23 protein-coding genes are annotated in these 20,923 nt (G+C 70.1%); 12 read left to right on the forward strand and 11 right to left on the reverse strand.

Going from position 1 to position 20,923, the window contains the following annotated elements:
- Window positions 1-130 precede the first annotated feature (130 nt).
- From HNV26_RS03495 to HNV26_RS03505, 3 genes are all read left to right on the forward strand, one after another.
- Window positions 131-1,351: a DUF1444 family protein gene (locus HNV26_RS03495; protein WP_366816743.1), complete on the forward strand. Its 1,221-nt coding sequence runs from the start codon at window positions 131-133 to the stop codon at window positions 1,349-1,351.
- 17 nt (window positions 1,352-1,368) lie between these two features.
- Complete coding sequence (locus HNV26_RS03500) at window positions 1,369-1,863, forward strand: endonuclease V (protein ID WP_171439998.1); 495 nt, start codon at window positions 1,369-1,371, stop codon at window positions 1,861-1,863.
- Window positions 1,864-1,978: 115 nt separating this feature from the next.
- Entirely contained in the window at window positions 1,979-2,995 is a 1,017-nt protein-coding gene (locus tag HNV26_RS03505; protein ID WP_171439999.1) for a hypothetical protein, read from the forward strand.
- A gap of 26 nt (window positions 2,996-3,021) precedes the next feature.
- On the opposite strand, the gene HNV26_RS38140 is transcribed toward HNV26_RS03505, so the two are convergent.
- Window positions 3,022-3,264: a hypothetical protein gene (locus tag HNV26_RS38140; RefSeq protein ID WP_253816183.1), complete on the reverse strand. Its 243-nt coding sequence runs from the start codon at window positions 3,262-3,264 to the stop codon at window positions 3,022-3,024.
- A gap of 349 nt (window positions 3,265-3,613) precedes the next feature.
- Between HNV26_RS38140 and HNV26_RS03515 the strand changes: the two genes are divergently transcribed.
- Window positions 3,614-4,015, forward strand: a complete 402-nt coding sequence (locus HNV26_RS03515; RefSeq protein WP_253816184.1) for a DUF2203 domain-containing protein — start codon at window positions 3,614-3,616, stop codon at window positions 4,013-4,015.
- On the opposite strand, the gene HNV26_RS03520 is transcribed toward HNV26_RS03515, so the two are convergent.
- Window positions 4,008-4,622 carry a hypothetical protein gene (locus HNV26_RS03520; RefSeq protein ID WP_171440001.1) on the reverse strand — a complete coding sequence of 205 codons (615 nt, stop codon included), beginning with the start codon at window positions 4,620-4,622 and terminating at the stop codon, window positions 4,008-4,010. The two genes, HNV26_RS03515 and HNV26_RS03520, sit on opposite strands and share 8 nt — an antisense overlap.
- A gap of 237 nt (window positions 4,623-4,859) precedes the next feature.
- Between HNV26_RS03520 and HNV26_RS03525 the strand changes: the two genes are divergently transcribed.
- Window positions 4,860-5,780, forward strand: a complete 921-nt coding sequence (locus HNV26_RS03525; RefSeq protein WP_171440002.1) for an NmrA/HSCARG family protein — start codon at window positions 4,860-4,862, stop codon at window positions 5,778-5,780.
- Window positions 5,781-5,811: 31 nt separating this feature from the next.
- Here the strand turns inward: HNV26_RS03525 and HNV26_RS03530 are convergent, their stop codons facing one another.
- A complete protein-coding gene (locus tag HNV26_RS03530) occupies window positions 5,812-6,105 on the reverse strand; it encodes a YgaP-like transmembrane domain (protein WP_253816185.1) in 294 nt (97 codons plus the stop codon).
- 243 nt (window positions 6,106-6,348) lie between these two features.
- Here HNV26_RS03530 and HNV26_RS03535 point away from each other — a divergent pair, with 243 nt between their 5' ends.
- A complete protein-coding gene (locus tag HNV26_RS03535; protein ID WP_171440003.1) occupies window positions 6,349-6,591 on the forward strand; it encodes a DUF2171 domain-containing protein in 243 nt (80 codons plus the stop codon).
- Window positions 6,592-6,595: 4 nt separating this feature from the next.
- Here HNV26_RS03535 and HNV26_RS03540 read toward each other — a convergent pair whose 3' ends face one another.
- Both HNV26_RS03540 and HNV26_RS03545 read right to left on the reverse strand, forming a co-directional pair.
- Complete coding sequence (locus HNV26_RS03540) at window positions 6,596-7,984, reverse strand: MFS transporter (protein WP_216611760.1); 1,389 nt, start codon at window positions 7,982-7,984, stop codon at window positions 6,596-6,598.
- Window positions 7,981-8,943, reverse strand: coding sequence for an ornithine cyclodeaminase family protein (locus HNV26_RS03545; RefSeq protein WP_171440004.1), 963 nt, complete (start codon window positions 8,941-8,943; stop codon window positions 7,981-7,983). The genes HNV26_RS03540 and HNV26_RS03545 overlap by 4 nt, the downstream gene beginning before the upstream one ends.
- Window positions 8,944-9,000: 57 nt before the next feature.
- On the opposite strand from HNV26_RS03545, the gene HNV26_RS03550 reads away from it, so the two are divergent.
- Window positions 9,001-11,220: an ATP-binding protein gene (locus HNV26_RS03550; RefSeq protein WP_171440046.1), complete on the forward strand. Its 2,220-nt coding sequence runs from the start codon at window positions 9,001-9,003 to the stop codon at window positions 11,218-11,220.
- Window positions 11,221-11,315: 95 nt separating this feature from the next.
- Window positions 11,316-11,972: a peptide-methionine (S)-S-oxide reductase MsrA gene (msrA, locus tag HNV26_RS03555; RefSeq protein ID WP_171440005.1), complete on the forward strand. Its 657-nt coding sequence runs from the start codon at window positions 11,316-11,318 to the stop codon at window positions 11,970-11,972.
- Window positions 11,973-12,078: 106 nt separating this feature from the next.
- On the opposite strand, the gene HNV26_RS03560 is transcribed toward msrA, so the two are convergent.
- The 3 genes from HNV26_RS03560 to HNV26_RS03570 all read right to left on the reverse strand — a co-directional run bounded on the left by HNV26_RS03560 (window position 12,079) and on the right by HNV26_RS03570 (window position 14,301).
- Window positions 12,079-12,801: a YebC/PmpR family DNA-binding transcriptional regulator gene (locus tag HNV26_RS03560; protein WP_090495668.1), complete on the reverse strand. Its 723-nt coding sequence runs from the start codon at window positions 12,799-12,801 to the stop codon at window positions 12,079-12,081.
- Between the two features lie 121 nt (window positions 12,802-12,922).
- Entirely contained in the window at window positions 12,923-13,789 is an 867-nt protein-coding gene (locus tag HNV26_RS03565; protein WP_366816744.1) for a methyltransferase domain-containing protein, read from the reverse strand.
- Between the two features lie 128 nt (window positions 13,790-13,917).
- The gene (locus tag HNV26_RS03570) at window positions 13,918-14,301 is read right to left on the reverse strand and encodes an Mpo1-like protein (RefSeq protein ID WP_090495666.1); all 384 of its coding nucleotides are present in this window, start codon (window positions 14,299-14,301) and stop codon (window positions 13,918-13,920) included.
- A 181-nt stretch (window positions 14,302-14,482) separates the two neighbouring features.
- On the opposite strand from HNV26_RS03570, the gene HNV26_RS03575 reads away from it, so the two are divergent.
- A complete protein-coding gene (locus tag HNV26_RS03575; protein WP_253816187.1) occupies window positions 14,483-15,628 on the forward strand; it encodes a hypothetical protein in 1,146 nt (381 codons plus the stop codon).
- A gap of 3 nt (window positions 15,629-15,631) precedes the next feature.
- On the opposite strand, the gene HNV26_RS03580 is transcribed toward HNV26_RS03575, so the two are convergent.
- Window positions 15,632-15,985: a winged helix-turn-helix transcriptional regulator gene (locus HNV26_RS03580; protein WP_171440007.1), complete on the reverse strand. Its 354-nt coding sequence runs from the start codon at window positions 15,983-15,985 to the stop codon at window positions 15,632-15,634.
- A gap of 171 nt (window positions 15,986-16,156) precedes the next feature.
- Between HNV26_RS03580 and HNV26_RS03585 the strand changes: the two genes are divergently transcribed.
- Window positions 16,157-16,759, forward strand: a complete 603-nt coding sequence (locus HNV26_RS03585) for a malonic semialdehyde reductase (protein ID WP_171440008.1) — start codon at window positions 16,157-16,159, stop codon at window positions 16,757-16,759.
- Window positions 16,760-16,780: 21 nt separating this feature from the next.
- Here the strand turns inward: HNV26_RS03585 and HNV26_RS03590 are convergent, their stop codons facing one another.
- Both HNV26_RS03590 and HNV26_RS03595 read right to left on the reverse strand, forming a co-directional pair.
- Window positions 16,781-17,587, reverse strand: coding sequence for a class I SAM-dependent methyltransferase (locus HNV26_RS03590; protein WP_171440009.1), 807 nt, complete (start codon window positions 17,585-17,587; stop codon window positions 16,781-16,783).
- Window positions 17,584-18,048 carry an acyl-CoA thioesterase gene (locus HNV26_RS03595; RefSeq protein WP_140869255.1) on the reverse strand — a complete coding sequence of 155 codons (465 nt, stop codon included), beginning with the start codon at window positions 18,046-18,048 and terminating at the stop codon, window positions 17,584-17,586. Before HNV26_RS03595 ends, HNV26_RS03590 begins: the two co-directional genes overlap by 4 nt.
- Before the next feature lie 185 nt (window positions 18,049-18,233).
- Between HNV26_RS03595 and HNV26_RS03600 the strand changes: the two genes are divergently transcribed.
- Together HNV26_RS03600 and HNV26_RS03605 are read left to right on the forward strand one after the other, a co-directional pair.
- Window positions 18,234-20,069, forward strand: a complete 1,836-nt coding sequence (locus tag HNV26_RS03600) for a metallophosphoesterase (protein WP_171440010.1) — start codon at window positions 18,234-18,236, stop codon at window positions 20,067-20,069.
- A 134-nt stretch (window positions 20,070-20,203) separates the two neighbouring features.
- The gene (locus HNV26_RS03605; RefSeq protein ID WP_171440011.1) at window positions 20,204-20,920 is read left to right on the forward strand and encodes a hypothetical protein; all 717 of its coding nucleotides are present in this window, start codon (window positions 20,204-20,206) and stop codon (window positions 20,918-20,920) included.
- The last annotated feature ends 3 nt before the right edge of the window (window positions 20,921-20,923 follow it).

The following is a 20,923-nucleotide window of genomic DNA, read 5'->3' on the forward strand; positions in this document are numbered from 1 at the left end:
ACGGGCCACCGGGCATAACCTCGCCGCGGACACACACGTGGGAGCGAGAATGGGGTTCTGGGGCAGGCTTTTCGGGAGGAAGACACCAGCGGCCGGCGAGGTACCTCCCGACGCCTCCAAAGCCTGGGCGGTGGAGCCGCGCGAAGCGCTGATGCGGCAGGTGGAGGCGCTGCTGCGCGCCGACCCGGCGGTGGAGAAGGTGGAGCGGCGCACGCAGGACTACGGCCTGGACATCACCCGCGCCGGAAGTGATGGCACCTTCTTCCTGGACAACCTCTTCGCGGACACGCGCGAGCTGCCGCCCGAGCAACGCGTCCAGCTCATCCAGCGCTACCTGCGCGCGCTGTGGCAGGAGTCGCCGGATTCGCTCCACTGGGAGCAGGCCCGCGAGTTGCTCCTGCCCGTGCTGCGCGCGTCCACCTTCGGCATGTCGCTGCAGAAGCCGGCGGAGGCGGACCGGGAGATGGTCGGGCGGCGGACACTGCCCTTCCTGCGCGAACTGCTGGTGATGGACCTGCCGGAGTCCGCCATGTTCGTCCAGCGCCGGCACCTGGAGACCTGGGGCATCACCGAGGACGAAGCCTTCACGGCGGCCCACGCGAACCTGGCCCGGCTCCCGGACGAAGGCGTGGAGCTCTACGACGAGGAGCACGGCCCGCTGTGGACGGTGGAGACGCGCGATACCTATGAGACGTCCCGGCTGCTGCGCCCGGGGTTCCTCGCGTCCTTCGCCGGTCGCGTGGAGGGCCGGCCCATCGCCATCCTCCCGGAGCGCTCCACCCTGCTCATCGGTGGCGACGCGCGTCCGGAGCTGGTGGCACGGCTGACCGAGAGCGCAGAGCGGGAGTACGCGGCCGCGTCCCGATGCCTGACGCCCGCCCTGTACACGGTGGACGACGCGGGACGCGTGGTGCCCTACGTGCACCCCGGTCAGGACGTGCTGGCGAACCGGGTGCGGCTGGCCCACGTCCGACTGGCGCTGGCGGAGTACAGCGCCCAGAAGGAGGAGCTCGACGCGCTCCATGCGGAACAGGAGGTGGACCTGTTCGTCGCCAGCTACAGCGCGACGGCGCGCAAGCGGGACGAGTTTCCCATCTCCTGGTGTGTCTGGTCGCACGACGTGGACGCCCTGCTGCCGGAGGCGGACATGGTCGCCGTGCGCCCCACGGCGGAAGGTGATGAGTTCTTCACCGTGCCGTGGCGGGAGGTGCAACGCATCGCGGGCCGTTGTCTCACGCCAGTGCCGGAGCTGTGGCCGCCGCGCTACCGCACCACGGGGCAGCCGTCCCCGGAGATGGTGGAGCAGCTTCGCGCCGCGCAGGTCACCTTCGAGGACTTCCAGTCGCCCTGAGACAGGAGGACGGCACGATGCTCGCCTGCGTGGACGTGGACTACCGCCCCGAACTCACGGTGGCCGGGTGCGTGCTGTTCCGGAACTGGGCGGATGGGCACGAGGCCTCGCACCTGGTGGAGCATGGGCCTCCCGCCGCGCCGTACGAGCCCGGGCAGTTCTACCGCCGCGAGCTGCCGCACCTGCTCCGGGTGCTGGCACGGGTGGAGGTGCCACTGGAGGCCATCATCGTGGATGGCTATGTGTGGCTCGGCGAGGACCGGCCCGGCCTGGGGGCGCACCTGTACGAAGCACTCAACCGGGAGGTACCCGTCATCGGCGTGGCGAAGACGGCCTATGTCACCACCGGGCCCTCTGTGCCCGTGCTGAGGGGGAAGAGCCTGCGGCCGTTGTTCGTCGGAGCAGCGGGTATGGACGCGGCCACAGCGGCGGAGCACATCCGGCGAATGCATGGGGCATCTCGCACGCCCACGATGTTGAACCGGGTGGACCGGCTCTGCCGCACGTCGTGAGCGGGGCGGCGAAGCCAAACCCCCGACATTTCCGAACAGCGACTGCTGCCTCTCCGCCCGGGGAGCAACCATCCTCCTGGAATCCTCGCGCCGAGAGGCATACCTTTGACAGTGGATGTCCTCGCACCCTACCTCACAGCTGGGCTTGTTCGACACGGCGGCGCCCGAGCGCGCGGACGTGGAGACGGAGCCGCGCGCGAGCACCAGCGTGCAGCGTAGGCTTCCGGCGCGTGAGGAAGCACGGCCACTGACGGCGGAGTGGCCTGCAAGCACTGGCGTGCAGCGCCGACATCCTTCGGGTGAGGGAGCGTTGCCACTGGCGACGGAGCGGCGCGCGAGCACCGGCGTGGAGGACCGACGTCCCGTGCATCAACGTGATGAAGCGTTGCCACTGGCGTCGGAGCAGCGCGCGAGCAGCGTGCCGGAAAGCCGACTCCCCGCGCGCGAGGAAGCCCTGCCGCTGGCGGCGGACCTGGCACGGCGGTTGTCTTCGATTCTTGGCTTGCCGGTTCACCTACGGCTGACGGACAACCGGGCCACGCTGGTGAGCTTCCGCCGCGGTGAGGAGGGGCTGCGGCTGCGCATCCACCACCTCTTCCTGGGAGCACCGGACGCGGTGGTGCAGGCCATGGCAGCCTATGCGGGCCGGGCGGATGCGCAGGCGGGCGAGGTGCTGGAGTCCTACGCGCACGCGCACAACGAGCGCGTCCGCAGGGAGCGCCGGCCGGGAAAGCCGCTGCGCACGCGGGGCCGCTGCTTCGACCTGCAGGCCATCTTCACGCGGCTCAACGCAAGCTGGTTTGACGGCCGGGTGCAGGTGGACGTGGGCTGGGCGCGCAAGCCGGCGGGCACGAAGCGTCGCAGCATCCACGTGGGCGGCTATGACGCGCGGCTACGCGAGATTCGAATCCACCCGGCGCTGGACCGGCCGCATGTGCCAGCATTCGTGGTGGACTACCTCGTCTTCCACGCGATGCTGCACGCGGACCTAGACGACGGAACGGGCAACGAGGGCCGCTGCGCACCCGAGCACACGTCGGCCTTCCGCGAGCGCGAAGCCCTGTTCCCGCTGCGTGACACTGCCCAGCGCTGGCTGGGCGACAATCACGCCTCCCTGCTGCGCGGCCGATAGCGAGGAGGCGGCTGGCGCGGGCCGCGCTACTCCTGCACGGAGAGAATGACCCACGTAGCCGTATCCACGGCGTACACGATGGGAACGTCCGAGAGAGGTGGCCCATCCATGTCGCGGCATGCGTCCGGCCGGGCCAAGAAGCTGACGAAGACCACGGCATTCGCCCCAGGAACAGCCGTCACGTCGTAGGACTGGCGCTGGGAGGCACAGACCTCCGTGGGCGTAGCGCCTCGACGCGGCTTCGCCCCCAACGGAAGAAAGTCCTCCATTGCGAATGCGATGGCAGCGGCAACCGCGCCAGGCAGGACGTGCTGCCCATCGGTGGGAAGCACAACGGGAAATCGGTAGCGAGCCGCTTCGTCGGGAGGCGCCGTCGCGGGCCGAGGCGCCCGCGACAACACACAGCCCGAGAGCAACACCAAGCAGAGCGGAACGAATAGCCAACATTCAATCTGCGCCCCCATGAACCTCGACCGCATTCCCATACACATATGACGCCCACAGATAGCGCAGGCGTGTACCCGCGTGACACAGCCCAGCGCTGAATGGGCGACAGGCGGCCCCCTCGCGCGACGGGACAGTAGCAAGCGCATGCCCTACCGATGCATGCTCGGGGGGATGCGTTACTTCAGCGTGGAAGAGGCCAACCGGCTGGTGCCGCTGTTGACGCGCACCTTCGAGCGGGTCCGCCCGTGGGTGGAGCGTGCCCAGCAGCTCGCGGATGAACTGGGCGCCGCGCCCAAGCCCAACGACCCCAGCCTGGCTTCCCTGCGCGACGAGCGCGACACCCTCCTCGAGCGCATCCGCGGCGAGCTCCTCCAGCTCCAGGAGATGGGCCTGGAAATCAAGGGCGCGGACGGCCTCGTGGACTTCCGCGCGAACCGGGGCGGCGAGCAGGTCTACCTGTGCTGGCGCTTCGGAGACCCCGCCGTCTCCCACTGGCACGCCCTGCTCGACGGCTTCGCGGGACGGCGTCCCATCGAAAGCCCGGACGACTTCGCCCCCACGTACCTCAGCTAGCCACCCCGCCGCCGAAGCTCTTCTGCAACAGCGACATCTTGTTCCGCGCCGACAACAGCTGCTGACGCAGGGAGTCCGCCTGCCGGGCCACGTCGAGGAACGCCTGTTCCTCCGCGGCCTGTGCCAGCGAATGGGCCTCGTCCGCAACCAGGGACATCCGCTCCTGGAGCGCCTGGAAGGTCCCCGTCAGCGCGGCGTTCTCCTCCGGCGTCTTCGCCGCCTGCCGCTGCTGCGCGAACTGCTGCATCTGCACGTTCAGCTCGCCCGCGTTCTGTCCCAGGGCACCGTAGCGCACGAGCAGGTCCTTGAAGACCTCGGTGCGCCGCTGGAGCTCCTGCGCACGCAGGTGGATGGCCTCGGCTTGCGCCTGCTGCCGATCTCTCACCTTCGAGATGGCCCCCACCAGCGCCGTCACCCGGCCCCGGAGCTGCTCGTCCAGGTCCGCCAGCCCCTGCAGCATCGCCGACGCGCGCTCCAGGTGCTTCTCGGCTTGAAGTGGCGCCTTCTCGAGCTGCTCGGCCTGGGACTCGAAGCGCGCCAACTCCGCGTCGAGTGCCCGGGCGGCAACCACCAGCTCGGAGTCCTGAAGCTTGTCACGCTTGCTCATCGTGGGCAGGACCATGACATTTCCCAAGAGAAGGCGCCGCACCCAAGCAAGCACCGAGCGTCCCCAAGCGTCTTCGGAACGACGCGGTAGCGCGCGGAGGGAGCAGGCGCCCCAGGTCGCCTGCTGGCCCGGCCGCCCGGCAACCCCTGGCCGTGAGACTCGATGCGCCCACGGCGTGCTCGCCAGCGGCGTCCGTCATCCCCAACTTCCGGACATCTGACGTCACGAGGTGCACACATGCCCATGGGTTTCTCACGCTCCGTGCTCGTTACCGGCGCCGCCGGCCAGCAGGGTGGTGCCGTCGCACGGAAGCTCTTGCAGCGCGGCCACCGCGTCACCGCCTTCATCCACCACGCGGACTCCCCCGCCGCCCGCGAGCTCAAGTCGCTCGGCGCCGAGCTGGTCGTCGGGGACTACGACGACCTGGACGCCATCGCCCAAGCGGCCCAGGACATGGACACCATGTTCGCCACCGCCACGCCCTTTGGCCCGGGCGGCGTGCAGGCGGAGGTTCGCCACGGGAAGAACCTGGCGGACGCGGCCCGGCTCGCGCGCGTACAGCACTACGTCTACTCGTCGGTGGCCGGAGCGGACCGCCTGACGGGCATCCCCCACTTCGACAGCAAGCACCGCATCGAGATGCACGTGCGCGGCAGCGGCCTGCCCTACACCATCCTCGGGCCCACCTTCTTCATGGAGAACTTCACCAGCGGCATGTTCGAAGAGGGGCTGAAGGCGGGCGTGCTCGCCATGGGCCTGTGGCCCACGCGCGGCCTGCAGATGGTGGCGCTGGAGGACCTCGCGGCCTTCTCCGTCCGCGTCATGGAGGAGCCGGAGCGCTTCGAGGAACAACGCATCGAGGTGGCCTCCGACGAGGTGACGGGCCAACAGGCCGCCGGGCTGCTGTCCATGGTGAGCGGCCACCGCATCCACTACGAGCAGCTTCCCCTGGACTACATCCGCGAGCGCAGCGAGGACCTTGCCGCCATGTACGAGTGGCTGGACCGCAAGGGCTACCAGGCGGACGTCCTCACGCTGCGGCACCGCTTCCCGGAGGTCCGCTGGCACACCTTCGAGGACTGGGCGCGCGGACAGGACTGGAGCGCGCTGACTTCTCCCGCGTGGCCCCATGCCGCCGCGGAGCCCGTCTCCCCATGAGCTCCCAAGGCCCGACGCGGCGGGCCGTCCATCAGTGAAGCGTCGGCGAGACGCCCCGCATGGACGCGCGAGGGAGTCCCTCCAACAGCGACGCCTCGTCGGACACACCCAGCTCGCGCCGCAGCGTCGGGCCGTCCATGGGCAGACCGAAGAGCGCCGCCGTGGGCACCCAGTCCAGGGCCGCGGCCACCAGGGGCCCCAGGCCCACGAGCGCCACCGCCGCGCCTCGCGACGTCCCTGCCGCCAGTCCGCCCACCACCATCCCAGCGCCCGTCACGATGCGGAGCCACCGCCCCGGCCGCGACGCCAAGAAACCCACGACCATATGCACCTCCCAGGGGCGAAGATGGCCACGTCCTGGCGGGCGGCCACCCGGGCCAGAGCCCCGCACGGGTGGAACGCCGGGCAGCCAGGCAGCCGCACCCGGGCGCCCAGGCCGAGCGCCTGCTCGCCGTGCATCTCACGCGGGCATCACCGGTGCGGCGCCCCGCCTGTCCGCTGCCAGCTTGCCGAGTGAAAGCCAGCTTTCGCGCACGGGGCTAAACGGACCGCCCTGGGGGAGGCAACCATGTTCAGCCGTTCGGAAATCCACAAGGGGATGAATGTGCGCGGCAACGACGGACACGTTCTCGGGCGCATCATCGAGATGACGGGGGATGAGCTCATCGTGGAGAAGGGCCTCATCCGCCGGCATGACTTCGCGGTGGCCCTGGCGGACGTGCGTGAAGTCGTGGGCGGAGAAGTCGTGCTCAACCACGGGCGGGACAGCCTCTTCTCCGCGCCCCGGGAAATCCCGCCCACGAAGCACTGACGGCTCAGACGCCGCGGCTCGCGTCCGGCGCGCCCTCCGGGGCAGCGGTGGCCTCCGGTGCACCGTCGCCGCGCCATCCGGCACGCGCCTCCGCCTCGCGGGCCGCGCGTCGCCCCGCGGCCACGTCCACCCGGGACAACACCGCCGCGCCCGACACGAAGAAGAAGAGCAGGGACAGCACCGCCTGCCGGCTGGAGCCCGTCAGCTCCACCGTGGCCGCGAACACCAGCGGGCCGGCCACCGCGGTGACTTTCTCGAAGACGCTGAAGAGGCCGAAGAACTCCGCCGCCCTGTCCCGGGGCACCATCTGCGCGAAGAGCGAACGGCTCAAGGCCTGACTGCCGCCCTGCACCATGCCCACCAGCAACGCGAGCGCGAAGAAGTGCACCGGCGTGCGCATGAAGTAGCCCAGGAACGTCACCCCCACGTACACCGACAGGGCGAACATCAGCGCGCGCTTCACGCCCACCCGCCCCGCGGCCCGGCCGAACAGCACCGCGCACGGTACGCCCACCACCTGCGTCAGCAGCAGCGCACCAATCAGCGCGCCCCGGCCAATGCCCAGCTCCGTCCCGTACAGCGTGGACAAGCGGATGATGGTGCCGATGCCGTCGCTGTAGAGCAGATAGGCCACCAGCAACAGGAAGGCCTGACGGTGCTGGCGCAGCCCGCCCAGCGTGCCCGCCAGCTGCGTGAAGATGCCGCGCAGGGACAGCGGAGGACGTTGGATGGACACGTCCGGTTTCGGCTCGGGGATGCGCCGGAAGAGGGGCAGCGAGAAGAGGGCCCACCACACCGCCACGGAGGCGAAGGCCACGCGCGAGGCGGCCCCCGCGTCCGCCAGTCCGAACCACTGGGGCCGCATCAGCAGCACCAGCTGCGCGGCCAGCAGCAGACCGCCGCCCAGGTAGCCCAGCGCGTAGCCCGCGGTGGACACACGGTCCAGTTCGTCGTCCTGGGCGATGTGCCGCAAGAGCGCGTCCGAGAACACGATGCTGCCCGTCACGCCCACGTTGCCCAGACCGAAGAGCAGCAGGCCCCATGCCCAGTCACCCGGGCCCACCGTGGCCAGCGCCAGCGTGGACACCATGCCCAGGCCCGCGAAGATGCCCAGCATGTGCTTGATGCGACCAGCCCGGTCGCTCAGCGCGCCCAGGACCGGTGACAACACCGCCACCACGCTCAGCGCCACCGCGGTGGCGGTGGCGAAGCGGCTGGTGGCCACCTCGCGCGGAAGGCCCTCCGCCGCCACGGAGGCGTAATAGAGCGGGAACACCACCGTGACGACGGTGGTGATGAAGGCCGAGTTCGCCCAGTCGTACATCGCCCACGCGCGCAGCGCGGGCCGCGTCAGGCCGATGCGCGACAGGAGCCCCAGCACCCTGCGCCTCATGCGTCGAAGTCCACCCCGCTCACGGCGTCGTCGCCCTGGGCCGACTGGTAGACGTGCCAGGCCGCCGCCAGGTCCTGGAAGGGCAGCCCCACCGCCGCGAAGACGGTGACGTCCTCCGCCGACGTGCGCCCCGGCTTCAGGCCAGCCAGCACCTCGCCCAGCTCCGCGTGGATGGACTCCTCACCCAGTCCCACCGCGCCCGCGGCGCCGGTGGACACCGCCAGGCCCCGGTGGTCGACGACGAACCGGGACTGACGGAGCAGCTCCGCGGACAGCTCGGCCTTGCCCGGCTCGTCCGCGCCCAGCGCGATGATGTGCGTGCCCGGCCGCACCATGCCGGGGTGCAGGAAGGGGTGACGGCTCCACGTCGCCGTCACGATGATGTCCGCGTCGGAGACGGCCTCCTCCAGGGACTCCGCCATCCGCACCGGCAGGTTCAACTCCTGGTACATGCGCGTGGCGAAGGCGAGCGAGCGCTCCGGCGCCGTGTCGAACACCCGCACGTGCGTCAGCGAGCGCACCAACCGCAACGACTTGAGCTGCAACACCGCCTGCCGGCCCGCGCCGATGAGCGCCACCCGGCTCGCGTCCGGCCGCGCCAGCACGTCCGCCGACAGCGCGCCCACCACGCCCGTGCGCACCGCCGTCAGGTGGCCGGCGTCCATCACCGCCATCACCTCGCCGGTAGCGACGTCGTGCAGATGCACCACGCCTCGAATCGCCGGCGACTGGCCGGGGAACTTCGCGTGCACCTTCACGGAGTAGGCGGGGATGGAGGGCAGGCTGCCAGGGAACAGCACCAGGGCGGTGCCCTCGGCATGGAGGGAGGCCCGGGCGCGCTGCGGTGCCACGGTGCGAGCCAGTGCGTCGGTGCGGAAGGCCTCTCGCATGTCCTCGAGCAAGAGAGGAGCCTGCAGGTTGCGGGAGACGTCGGAGCGGGTCAGCAGGAGCGTGCGCATCTTGCAGACACCCTAACCGAGCCCGTGCGGGCCCACAGCTCCCAGCGCACGGACATGATGGCAAGCGCCCGAAGTCGGACGTCCGAGCGGCCAGTGCTCCGCCGTGCCGCCCGGGGTGGCATCCACCAGGCCCGCATCCAGCGACGGTGGGACGAGGCGCGCAGGCGCCATCATCCCCAGAATGGAAGTGAACGGCGGGGTGGGCGGCCCCAGGGCCTCGGGAGGCCGGTGATGCTGGAGACAGAGTCACGCACAGCGGGCGACAAGGAGTCCTCCGGGGCACGGACGCTCAAGGCGGCGGAGTTCCTGCGCGCCCACCAGGAGGAGGTGCTGGAGGACTGGCAGCGGGCCATGCGAGCGTTTCACGTGGGACACGCGGCGCAGCCTTCGTGGCTGCTGGACCACATGCCCCAGTTGCTCAAGATGCTCGCGGACCTCATCGACCACGGCCCGGACGAAATCCTCACCACGGTGCCGGACGAGCACGCGATGTCCCGGCTGGACGCCGGCTTCGACCTGGGCCAGGTGACATCCGAGTACGCGCTCCTGCGCAAGTGCATCCTCCACAGGCTGGAAGCCGAAGCGGCCTACCCCGCGCCGGGCGAGCTGGAGCGGATGGAGGACGCGCTGGACCGGATTGTCACCCGGACGGTGACGTCCTTCTCCCAGGAGCGGCAGCGCATCCTCCAGGCCCTGGACCGGATGACGCAGGCCGCGCTGGACAGCCCTTCCATGGCCAGCCTCCCCTCGCGGCTGCTCACCGTCCTGGTGGAGTCCGCGCTCTCGGTCGACTCGGCGGCGTTCGTGCTGGTGGAAGGCGACGCGCTGGTGGTGCGCGCGGCGGTGGGCCTGGGCGCGGACGAGGCGCTCGGCGTGTCGCTGAAGCGGGAGGAAGGATTCGTGGGCGAGGTGCTCCGCCAGCGTCAGCCCCTGACGCTGCGCTCCGCCTCCACGGACCCTCGCGTGGCGCTGCCCACGCTGAAGCAGGAAGGGCTGCGCGCCGTGTACGGCGTGCCCCTGCTGGATGGCGACCAACTCCTGGGCATGGCGTACATGTGCTCGCGCACCGCCTTCGTCTTCTCCGAGCCGGACGCACTCTTGTTCCGGACCATGGCGCAGCGGGCCACCGCGCACCTGGTACAGGCCCGGCTCCGGGCCCGCGAGCGCCAGGCCCACGCGGACGCCCAGCGCTCGCTGGCGCAGCTGGACGCGATGCTGGCCTCCACGCCTCTGGGCATCGCCCAGTTGGACCGGGAGTTGCGCTTCGTGCGCATCAACCAGGCCTTGGCGGACATCGATGGCCACTCGCCGGAAGCCCACCTGGGCCGCCGCTTCCAGGAGATGGCCCCCGTGACGGCCGTGGGCACGTTCGAGCCCCTGTTCCGCCGCACGATTGAGACAGGTGAACCCGTGGACGCCGTCGAGTTCACCATCCCTGGAGATGCCCGGACCTTCCAGGCCAGCTTCCACCCGGTCCGCACGCCCGACCAAGGGGTGCTGGGCTTGAGCTGCACGGTGGTGGATGTCTCCCACCACAAGCGGGCCGAGGCCGTGCTCCAGCGGGCGGTGGACTTCCGGGAACAACTCATGGCGGTGTTGGGACACGACCTGCGCAACCCGCTCAACGCCATCAACGCCTCGGCCTTCCAGCTGACGCGGTCCGAGGACCTGACACCACCCGAGCGTCGCGCCGTGGACCGCATCCGCAAGGCCACCGCGCGAATGGGGCGCATGATTACGGACATCCTCGACTTCGCCCGCACCCGACTGGGCGGAGGACTTCCCGTGGCCCGCCAGCCCATGGACTTCGTGGAGGTATGCCAGGCGACGCTGGAGGAGCTCCGGGTCAGCGCCCCGGAGCGCTCGATGGTGTTCGAGGCGAGCGGAGACACTCGAGGGAACTGGGACCCGGACCGCGTGTCGCAGGTGCTGGGCAACCTGGTGGCCAACGCCATCCAGCATGGCCAGGAAGACAGACCGGTGTGTGTCACGGTGCGCGGAGAGGCGGATGAGGTGGTGCTGAAGGTCCACAACGCCGGCGAGCCGATTGCGGCCGAGCTGATGCCGCGCCTGTTCGACCCGTTCAAGAGCTTGCCCGCAACCGCGCCACCGCAGGACATCGCGAGGAAGAAGCGCAGCCTGGGCCTGGGGCTCTACATCGTCAGCCAGATTGTCAGCGCACACGGGGGGCACGTGGAGGTCCGCTCCAACCGGAAGCAGGGCACCACCTTCACCGTCCACTGGCCCCGCACCCTCACGACGCTCGGGGGCGCGTGAAGCAGCGCGGCAGGCGGGACGGCCGGCCACCCGCTGCCCGCACGCCAGCTCCTTCTGGGGGTGAATCGCGCACGCCAGGCCGCTATGCCTGGGGCATGTTCTTCAATCCGACCAAGAAGCTGAGGATTCCGACCCCGGAGGAAGCACTGCCGGGCCGCTCGGACGTGATGCCCGTCCCGGAGAAGCACGAGGTGCTGGGCACGCCCATCAAGGGCCCCGTGCCGGAAGGCCTGGAGGAGGTCTACTTCGGTCTGGGATGTTTCTGGGGCGCGGAGCGGAAGTTCTACCAGACGCCTGGCGTGTACAGCACGGCGGTGGGCTACGCCGGAGGCCTGACGCCCAACCCCACCTACCGCGAGGTGTGCAGCGGCCTCACCGGACACAACGAGGTCGTCCGCGTCGTCTTCGACCCGAAGAAGGTGTCCTTCGAGCAGCTGCTACGCATCTTCTGGGAGAGCCATGACCCGACGCAGGGCATGCGCCAGGGCAACGACGTGGGCACGCAGTACCGCTCCGGCATCTGCTTCACCAGCGAAGCCCAGCAGCGCGCCGCCGTGGCGAGCCGTGACGCGTACCAGAAGGCGCTGGCGGCCCGGGGCTTCGACGCCATCACCACCGAGCTGCTCCCCGCTCCGCCCTTCTATTTCGCCGAGGACTACCACCAGCAGTACCTGGAGAAGAACCCCGGCGGCTACTGCGGACTGGGCGGCACCGGCGTGAGCTGCCCGGTGGGCGTGGGCGTCAACGCCTGAAGCCGGGCGCCGACGTGCGCGGGACGCCGCGCGCCTGCCTTCCCGGTTCACCAGGCGGTCAGATGCCCCCGGTGGCCACCGTGACACGGGCGGTGGCCCCCCAGCCTCACGCCAGGTTGTGGAACACGCGCTGGACGTCGTCGTCCTGCTCCAGCGCGTCCACGAGCTCCAGCACCTCGGTGGCCTTGTCCTCGGGCAGCTCGATGGGGTTCAGCGCCACGTATTCGGAGTCCGCCGAGACGGGCACCAGGCCCTTGGCCTCGATGGCGGCCTGGAGCTGGCCGAAGTCGGCGAAGGCGGAGCGGATGATGATCTGCTTCTCGCCCTTCTCTCCCACGCCCTCCCCCATCTCCTGGAGGCCGTGGTCGATGAGCTCCAGCTCCAGCGAGTCCAGGTCCAACCCCTCCGGGTTCAACCGGAACACACCCATGCGCTGGAACATGAAGGCCACGCTGCCCGTGGTGCCCAGGTTCCCGCTGTGCTTGTTGAAGTGCATGCGCACGTTGGCCACGGTGCGCACGACGTTGTCCGTCGCCGTCTCCACCAGCAGCGCGATGCCGTGGGGCGCGTAGCCCTCATAGAGCACGATTTCGTAGTCGGTCGCCGACTGGCCACTCGCGCGCTTGATGGCCGCGTCGACCTTGTCCTTCGGCATGTTCGCGGCGCGAGCGTTCTGGAGCACCCGGCGCAGCGTGGAGTTCGAATCGGGATTGGGCCCACCCGCCTTCACCGCGATGGCGATGTCCTTGCTGATCCGCGTGAACACCTTCGCCATCTTGTTCCAGCGGGCCATCATCGTGGCCTTGCGTGTCTCGAAAATGCGTCCCATGGGAGGGATGTATAGGTCGGCCGCATTCCGCGTGGCTACTCCCTGTAGCCCCCCTGAGCGCGGATGTTGACCAGGACAGGCCGCACGGTCGCCGGCCTGTCCCCCCCCAGCGCCCCGCGCGTCACACCTTCGCGGGCTTCTCCAGGACGAGCCCGAAGTGCGTGTAGCAGGTCGGGTGCAGATTCATGATGTTCTCGAAGTGGAAGACGCGAGACTGAAGTCCCGCCGCATGCGCGGGCGCCAGGACGCGCTCCTTCAGGGTGACGGCGTCGTAGAAGCGGCCGTGCCGCTCTCCCCAGCGAGGGAAGAGGTGGATGATGGCCTCCGCGTCGCGGCGGATGTCGTAACCCCACGCGGGGTCACACATGGTGAAGGCGTACTCGCCCAGGTACAGCGGAACGATGCAGACCTTGCCACCGGGCCGGAGCACGCGCCCCGCCTCCCGGATGAAGCCCGTGTCCGCGGTGCCCTCGAAGTGCTCGAAGGAGCAGTGCAGCGTCATCGCGTCCACGGAGCCGTCCTCGAGCGGAAGCTCCGCCGCGGAGCCGCCAATCTGGTGGCCGTGGATGCCCGGCGGGAAGACCAGGTCCTGCGCGTAGATGTTCCGCGTCCGCCCCAGCATCCGGACCACGTCCAGGTACGGGCTGCTCGGGGTGGAGGCGATGTCCACGTAGACGGCGTCCTCGCGCGCCACCAGCGGTTCAATCTGCTTCCAGGTGAAGTAGTACTGCGGCCGCTTCTCCCAATACGGTTGGAAGCCGCAGAAGTGCCGAATCACGGCGTTCTGCGCCTGGAGTTCGTCCCAGAAGCGCTCCAGCTCCGCCACGTCGAAGCGGTAGGTCTCGACGGGGATGCCGGCCTGGCGCAGCGGCTCGGGCTGCTTGAGCTGAGGACCCGGACCATAACGGCCGAAGCCCGTCAGGCTGAGCAGCTTCGACAACGGCTCCGACGCCTTGTAGGCGGCGCGGTGCCGGACACTCTTCTTCACGCGGGTCAGCAGGTTCACGGAGATCCCCCGGGCAGATGCCCGAAACGAGTGGGGATTCTGGGAGAGGGCCCCGGATGCGTCAATGCGGCCCGAAGCCCGCCTTCCCTCCGTGCCAGCGAGCCTGCTCGCTAGCGGACCTGCTGCGTCGCGGGCACCGCGCGGGCCACCTCACCCGAGCCCACGCCGCCCGCTCGAGCGCGCTCCAGGTGCGGGGCCAGCCGTCCAATGGCCATCAGCCCCGCCATGCGGAAGTCGGAGATGAACGACCAGAGCGGGTACTTGAACGACGCCGGCTTGTTCCGCTCGATGACGAAGTGGCTGAACCACGCGAAGCCGTAGGCGGCGACGAGCGCGGCTGGAACCAGCGCGGCGCGGCCCGTCGCGACGGCCGTCACGCCCAGCCCCAGTCCCAGGGAGGTGCCCGTGAAGTGAAGCCAGCGCGTGGATGGCAGCGCGTGCTCCCGCAGGTAGAACGGCCAGAACTCGGCATAGGTCTCGATGCGGTCGGACATGGTGGGAAGTTAGGGCCCCAGGGCTCCCTCCCGTCAACCCGGCTCGACGCAGAGCGTGTAGGCATGGACAGGCAAGGGTACTCCCCGCACGTCCACCAGCCAGGCAGGCCGTCCAGCATCCGTCATGTTTTCCAGTCCGATGCCGCCTCCCTGGCCCGGGCCTGCCGGAGTCCTCCAGGTCATGAAAGACTCTGGAGCCATGACGGAGTGGATGCCCAAGCCGAACCCCGCGGTCGACCTGCGGACGCTGGCCCTCAGCCCAGAGGAGGGCTTCGTGCTCTCCCGCCTGGACGGCGCCACCCCGGCCCGGAACCTGCCCGCGCTGACGGGCCTGCCCCCCGAGCGGCTGCGGACCATCCTCTCCCGGCTCGTCACCCAGGGCGCGCTGCTGCCCACGCCCGCCGCGAGCCCGGCGGCACCTGTCGCCGCTCCGCCCGCGGCCTTCGAGCCCCAGCGACGGACGTCCCCCGCGGCCCCCGAGCCCGAAGCAGACCTCCCCGTGCTCGACCTGACGCCGCTGGACGCCGAGCCCGGAGCAGACCTCCCCGCGCTCGACGCGACACCGCTGGAGGCCGCGACCACCCCCGACACCGCACCGGACGCCGAGGACGAGCCCGAAGCCGCCCTGGGCAACTACCGCCAGCTCTTCGAACTGCGGCTGCACCCGCTCCCCGAGGACCAGCGCATCGCCCATGCCCACGCGGCGGAGGACCCCATCCTCTCCGCGCTGTGCTTCGACCCGGTGCCCGCCGTCATCAAGGCCGTGCTGGAGAACGCGCGCGCGGGTCTGCCCCATGCGCGACTCGTGGCGCGCTACCACCGCAACCCCGTCGGCCTGGAGGCACTGTGCGCCCGGGCGGCCTTCGCGGCGGACACAGGGGTGCGGCGCTGGCTCGTGCGCAACCCGCAGCTCCCCGCCAGCCTCTTCCGGCGGCTGTGGAGCGCACGCCGGCTCATGGAGCTGCACAAGGTGGGCAATGACCGCGACGTGCCGGAGTCCACGCGGCGCGCGGCACGCGAGGTGCTCCGCCAGCGCTTCGCCAGCGGCCCCGCGGAGGAGAAGGTGGAGCTCATCCTCAACACGGAAGGCCGCGCGCTGGCGGCGCTCATCGGCCTGCCGGTGGATGGCAAGACGGCGTCGCTGCTGTGCGGACGCACCTACCGCTCGCCCATGCTCATCCAGAACATCGCCCGCTGGAGCGCGGCCCCGCCGGCCCTCATCGCGCACTTGCTGAAGCAGGAAGCGGTGCGGCGTCAGCCCCAACTGCGCATACTGCTGGCCCGCCACCCCAACGCCCCAGCGGACGCGAAGCGCGGCGGCGCCTGAACCTCACGCGGACTTGCGCTTGCGAGCGGCGGAGGCGGGCTTCACGTCCACCCAGCGCTCCGCCCAGCGCGCCAGCTCATCCACGACCTTCCACAGCGCCTGTCCCTTCTCCGTGAGCTGGTACGCCACGCGGATGGGAGGCCCCGCGTCCACGTGACGCGACACCACGCCCTCCGCCTCCAGTTCCTTGAGCCGCTCCGACAGGACGCGCTCGCTGATGCTGCCAATCTCGTCCGTCAGTTCGCCGAAGCGCCGGGGCCCCGCGAGCAGGATGCGCAGGATGAGGCCCGTCCAGCGCTTCCCCATCAGCTCGCTGGCCTTCTCGTACCGCGCACACCGTGTCAGCGGATGCTCCATTGGCGCCTCCTCCCCCGAATATAGCGAGCCGCCCTGCCACCGGCACGGAAGTCCCAAGTCACTTACTTTTTGGAAGTCACTTGCGAATCAAAAGCGAAGCCATTACCTGAAGAACCGTGGCGGTGGCTCATGAAGGTCACGCGCCGAATCACTCCAGGAAGGGACTCGCCCATGGCAACGCAGCAGGCCGGCCTCGACGCCAACGCCCTCAACCAGCTCTTTCTCGACGCCCGCACCCACAACGCGTGGCTCGACAAGCCGGTGGCCGACGACGTCCTCCAGCAGCTCTACGCGCTCACCCGGATGGCGCCCACGGCGGCCAACTCTCAGCCGGTGCGCATCGTCTTCGTGAAGAGCCGCGAGGCGAAGGAGCGGCTCAAGCCCACCCTGTCCCCGGGCAACGTGGACAAGACGATGAACGCGCCAGTGACGGCCATCATCGCGTACGACACCGCGTTCTACGAAAAGTTCCCCCAGCTCTTCCCCGCGCGCGACATGAAGGCGGGCTTCCTCGCCATGCCCGCTGAGGCCCGCGAGAAGACGGCCTACATGAACAGCTCGCTGCAGGGGGGCTACTTCATCCTCGCCGCGCGGGCGCTGGGCCTGGACTGCGGCCCCATGGCGGGCTTCGACAACGCGAAGTTGGACGCGGCGTTCTTCCCGGAGGGGAAGTGGAAGTCCAACTTCCTCATCAACCTCGGCTACGGCGACGCGGAGAAGCTCTTCCCGCGCAACCCACGCCTGGACTTCAGCGAGGCGTGCCGCATCGAGTAGCGGCCCGCCGTCCCGCGAAACTCAGGCCCGCCGCGCCGTGAGGATGGGCTGATGGAAGCCCGTCTCCTCCGGCGTGTGCCAGCGCGTATCCATCAGCCCCGCGCGCGTGAGCGCCCGCTCCAGGTCCACGCGCTGAAGCGCGCGGTACACGCCCGTGTGTTCGGTGGTGTGCCAGCCCTTGCCCTCGGGGCGGAGGATGAACTGGTGCACCGTGTACGTCCGTCCGTCCGCGGCCCAGTCCCAGATTTGAAAGAGGATGCGGCGGCCCTCGGGTGCATCCAGGAGCCGCTCCGAGGTGAAGCGGGGCTGGCTCTGCACCAGCGCGTCGGCGTCGCGCACGCTCAACGCCACCAGCCCACCGGGAGCCAGCTTCGACGCCATGGCGCGCGCCGCCGCGTCCAGGTCCTCGTCCGTCAGCAGGTGCGTCACCGCGTTGTCCAGCGCCAGCACCACCGGGAAGGTGCCCTCCACCTGCGCGTCCAGCGTGCGCATGTCCGCCACGCCCGTGGTGAGGTGCACGTTCATCGCGCGAGCCTCGCGCTCGGCACGCGCCACGGCGGCCGGGCTCAAATCGGTGGCGTGGACGGTGTAGCCACGGCCCGCCAATCCCAGCGCCTGGGTGCCGATGCCACACGCGCAGTCCAACACCCGCCGGGGCGGCGGCGCCTCGCAGCGGCGCAGCAGCGCGTCCAGCATGGCGCCCTGCCGCTCCACCACCTGCGGCCAGTTGGCGAAGAGCAGGTGGTACTCCTCCGCCATGCCCTCGTAGAACCCCAGCGCCAGGTCGCTCGTGGACGGCGCGATGCCCAGAAACCGCCGCTCACTCACGAGCTGAAGGAGCGCCCTTCGAGCGCCTCGATGGCCGCGCGGAGCTCCGCCGGCACGGGGACCTTCTCGTGGGTGGCGTAGCGAAGGGTGACGATGACGCAGCTCCCCCGGGTGTAGAGGACGCCGTCGTCCTCTCCGGCCACCGCGTGCTCCAGGGTGATGGACGACGTTCCGATGCGGGTGGCGCGGCAACCGGCCACCAGGCGCGTGGGGAAGAGGACGGGACGCAGGTACTCCGCGTTGGTGGCCTTCAGGATGGGCCCCACGCCGTCGCGGTTCGTCCGCTCGTCCCCCGCGCCGGACGGCCCTGTCAGGCCGATGCGCGCGAAGTAGTGGATGCGGGCAGTCTCAAACCAGGTGAACGTGCGCGTGTTGTTGGCGTGGCCGAAGGCGTCCATCTCCCCCCAGTGGAGGGGGAAGGAGACAACCACCGGGAAATCCTTGAGCGGCGAGTCCGGCATGTCCTCAGGGTGCCCCACCCGGCGGCCCCAGGGAACCGCGAACCGCGCCCGCCTGGCCTCCAGCCGAGGGCCACGGCCGTGGTAATCCAGGACAGCCATGCGTTCACGATTCCACACGTCCTCGCCCGCGGCCCCCGGGCTCGGCTTCACCGTCCTTTCCGGCCACTTCCTGGAGCAGCCCGCTCATGGCCGCTGAGCGCGAGCCGTTGGAGCCGCTGAAGCCGCCTCGAGAGGACCTCCCCGCCGAGGACCTGCATCCCTACGCGTTGTCCCCGCGCGAGGGCCTGCCGGTGTCGGACCAGAGCATGGCGGCGCATCCCCGGAAGCGGGCGGACATGGTGCGCTGGCTTCATCCCGCGCAGTTGCTGCGCACGGGCCTGGACGCGCTGGTGGCGGCCGTCTTCGGCGCACGCGCGGACCAGCGGCTCGTCGAAGCGGTGGTGCGGCCGCAGGTGCCCTACTTCGACTACTCGCAGGAGCCGATGCCGGAGGGCGGCTTCTGGCTGGACTATGTGTCGGACACCGGCGACGGCTGGAACTCCACCTACGCGGTGGCGCGGCTGCTGGCGCTGCCGGAGCTGACGCTGTCCGTGCAGGGCCAACCCCACGCGGAGTCCCACGCCACACAGCGAGGACGGCTGCTCGTCCATGGTGGTGACGGCGTGTACCCCGGCGCCAGCCGCGAGGTGTATGACGAGCGGCTCGTCCAGCCCTATGAGGCGGCCATGCGGCGCTCGCATGCGCCCAGCCCGGACCTGTTCGTGATTCCGGGCAACCATGACTGGTACGACGGGCTCGGCGCCTTCCTGCGGCTGTTCTGCGCGAACCGGTGGATTGCGGGCCGGCGCACGCGGCAGAGCCGCAGCTACTTCGCGCTGAAGCTTCCCCAGCGCTGGTGGCTCATCGGCACGGACGTGCAGCTCAACAGCGACATCGACGTGCCGCAGGTGGAGTACTTCCGCGAAGTGGCCAGCCACATGGGCCCCGACGACCGCATCATCCTCTGCAACGCGGAGCCCGCGTGGATTCTGGCCGCCACCGAGCGGCGCAAGGGCAGCTACCTGGAGAACAACTTGGAGTACCTCCAGGAGAAGGTGTTCGGCCGGCGCATCAACGTCTTCCTCGCCGGGGACCTGCACCACTACCGGCGGCACGAGGACGCCGGCGGGCGGCAGAAAATCACCGCGGGCGGCGGCGGAGCCTTCCTCCACCCCACGCACGCCCCCTCCGCCCATGTCCTGCGAGACGGCTACACATTGCAGAAGAGCTTCCCGGACGAATGGACCTCCCGGAAGCTGGCGCGGCAGAACCTGCTCCTCATCCGCCACAGTCCGCTGTTCGGGCTGATGACCGGCATGCTCTACCTGCTGCTGGCGCTGGCGGCCTACGCGGAGGTGGGCTCGTTCGGAATATCGCGGCTTTCGGACGTCACCCTGGCGGTGGCCAACAGCATGGTGGCCCGGCCGTGGACGCTGGTGCTGGGCATGGCCACCATCGGCGGACTCATCGGGCTGGCGGACTCGGCCTTCGGCAAGTGGCGCACGCTGGCGGGCACGCTCCACGGGCTTGGACACATCGCCGCGGCCTTCTTCGTGGCCTGGGGCGCCACCTACTTCACGGTGAGCGGCCTGGGCGTGTGCCCCGAGCTCGCCGCGGACGGCATCCACTGCGACGCGGGCTGGTGGCACCTGGCGGGCAAGTTCCTGCTGTCCTCGGGCTTCACCTTCCTGGGCGGCTTCCTGGTGGGGCCCTTCGTCATGGGCCTTTACCTGTGGCTGAGCGTGAATCGCTTCGGCGCGCACTCCAACGAGGCGTTCATCTCGCTGGCGCTCCCGGACTGGAAGAACTTCCTCCGCCTGCGCATCGGTGAAGACGGACGGCTCACCGTCTTCCCCGTGGGCATCGAGCGCGTGCCTCGCAAGTGGAAGGAGACCCACGCCGGTCCCTACGCGCCCGCGTTCGACCCGAATGACCCGAAGGCCACGGAGCCCGTCCTCATCGAGCCCCCCATCCGTGTGTGAGACGTGCCACCAGCGGACAGCCCGCCGTCCCGACAGGATGGATAGAAGCCGGGCAGACCCCAATGGCCCCTCTCCGAGAACGGATTGCGCCGTGCTCCGATGTAACGGGGGGCTCATCGGAGTAGACAGGGCTCATGAGCGCCCCTGTCTTCATCTACCTGACCCCGCCCGACGGACTCGTCCCCCTGCTGACGCCGGCGCGGCTCGCGGCCTTCCGCGACTGGCTCTGGCGGGAGAACACAGAGCACCTGAACGCGGAGGAGCTGGCCGACATCGAGTCGGACGAGGAGCTGATGGCCCTCCTCGGCCTCGTGGACCACCTGCTCCAGCAGGGCGCCGAGTCCCTGCGCAAGCCCCCCACCCGCCACGCGGACGCGATGCTGGACCTGCTCGATGAGCTGTCCGACTACTTCACCTGCGAGGAACTGGGCATTCCAGAGGGCATGGAGCTGGCGACGGACCTCAAGCCCACCGACAAGCAGGTCCGCGCCTCGGACGTCGTCATCGGAGAGAACTGTCCCGAGCGGACGTTCGAGCTGTGGCGCCACCTCGTCTGGGGCCGGGCGCCGGACCGGACCGTGGCGGAGGGCATTGGCCTGCGACGCAACTTCCCCTCCATGGGCTACTGGACGGCCGCGGAGGTACGGCACGTGCGCGACGACCTGCGCCAGCACCTGAGCGGCCCCCCTGACTACATGCCCATGAACAACTGGGCCCGCTTCATGACGTCGCTCCGCCTGAAGCTGACACGGACCGGCCGGGCAGCAGCCCCCGCCCCGGCGATTGAGGCCATCTCCCGCGCCGTGGACCGGGCGGCCCGAGAAGGCGCGGGGCTGCTGTTCGCGCACTGAGCC

This window comes from Myxococcus xanthus (assembly GCF_013116825.1).
Classification (GTDB): domain Bacteria; phylum Myxococcota; class Myxococcia; order Myxococcales; family Myxococcaceae; genus Myxococcus; species Myxococcus xanthus_B.

Coding starts and splice junctions, on each gene's coding strand:
- HNV26_RS03535 (WP_171440003.1), top strand. CDS start 6,349: ATGTTCAGCCGTTCGGAAATCCACAAGGGGATGAATGTGCGCGGCAAC.
- HNV26_RS03595 (WP_140869255.1), bottom strand. CDS start 18,048: ATGCCGGACTCGCCGCTCAAGGATTTCCCGGTGGTTGTCTCCTTCCCC.
- HNV26_RS03500 (WP_171439998.1), top strand. CDS start 1,369: ATGCTCGCCTGCGTGGACGTGGACTACCGCCCCGAACTCACGGTGGCC.
- HNV26_RS03605 (WP_171440011.1), top strand. CDS start 20,204: ATGAGCGCCCCTGTCTTCATCTACCTGACCCCGCCCGACGGACTCGTC.
- HNV26_RS03515 (WP_253816184.1), top strand. CDS start 3,614: ATGCGTTACTTCAGCGTGGAAGAGGCCAACCGGCTGGTGCCGCTGTTG.
- msrA (WP_171440005.1), top strand. CDS start 11,316: ATGTTCTTCAATCCGACCAAGAAGCTGAGGATTCCGACCCCGGAGGAA.
- HNV26_RS03585 (WP_171440008.1), top strand. CDS start 16,157: ATGGCAACGCAGCAGGCCGGCCTCGACGCCAACGCCCTCAACCAGCTC.
- HNV26_RS03580 (WP_171440007.1), bottom strand. CDS start 15,985: ATGGAGCATCCGCTGACACGGTGTGCGCGGTACGAGAAGGCCAGCGAG.
- HNV26_RS03570 (WP_090495666.1), bottom strand. CDS start 14,301: ATGTCCGACCGCATCGAGACCTATGCCGAGTTCTGGCCGTTCTACCTG.
- HNV26_RS03560 (WP_090495668.1), bottom strand. CDS start 12,801: ATGGGACGCATTTTCGAGACACGCAAGGCCACGATGATGGCCCGCTGG.
- HNV26_RS03530 (WP_253816185.1), bottom strand. CDS start 6,105: ATGGTCGTGGGTTTCTTGGCGTCGCGGCCGGGGCGGTGGCTCCGCATC.
- HNV26_RS38140 (WP_253816183.1), bottom strand. CDS start 3,264: ATGGAGGACTTTCTTCCGTTGGGGGCGAAGCCGCGTCGAGGCGCTACG.
- HNV26_RS03520 (WP_171440001.1), bottom strand. CDS start 4,622: ATGAGCAAGCGTGACAAGCTTCAGGACTCCGAGCTGGTGGTTGCCGCC.
- HNV26_RS03505 (WP_171439999.1), top strand. CDS start 1,979: ATGTCCTCGCACCCTACCTCACAGCTGGGCTTGTTCGACACGGCGGCG.
- HNV26_RS03540 (WP_216611760.1), bottom strand. CDS start 7,984: ATGAGGCGCAGGGTGCTGGGGCTCCTGTCGCGCATCGGCCTGACGCGG.
- HNV26_RS03545 (WP_171440004.1), bottom strand. CDS start 8,943: ATGCGCACGCTCCTGCTGACCCGCTCCGACGTCTCCCGCAACCTGCAG.
- HNV26_RS03575 (WP_253816187.1), top strand. CDS start 14,483: ATGAAAGACTCTGGAGCCATGACGGAGTGGATGCCCAAGCCGAACCCC.
- HNV26_RS03550 (WP_171440046.1), top strand. CDS start 9,001: ATGGCAAGCGCCCGAAGTCGGACGTCCGAGCGGCCAGTGCTCCGCCGT.
- HNV26_RS03525 (WP_171440002.1), top strand. CDS start 4,860: ATGCCCATGGGTTTCTCACGCTCCGTGCTCGTTACCGGCGCCGCCGGC.
- HNV26_RS03600 (WP_171440010.1), top strand. CDS start 18,234: ATGGCCGCTGAGCGCGAGCCGTTGGAGCCGCTGAAGCCGCCTCGAGAG.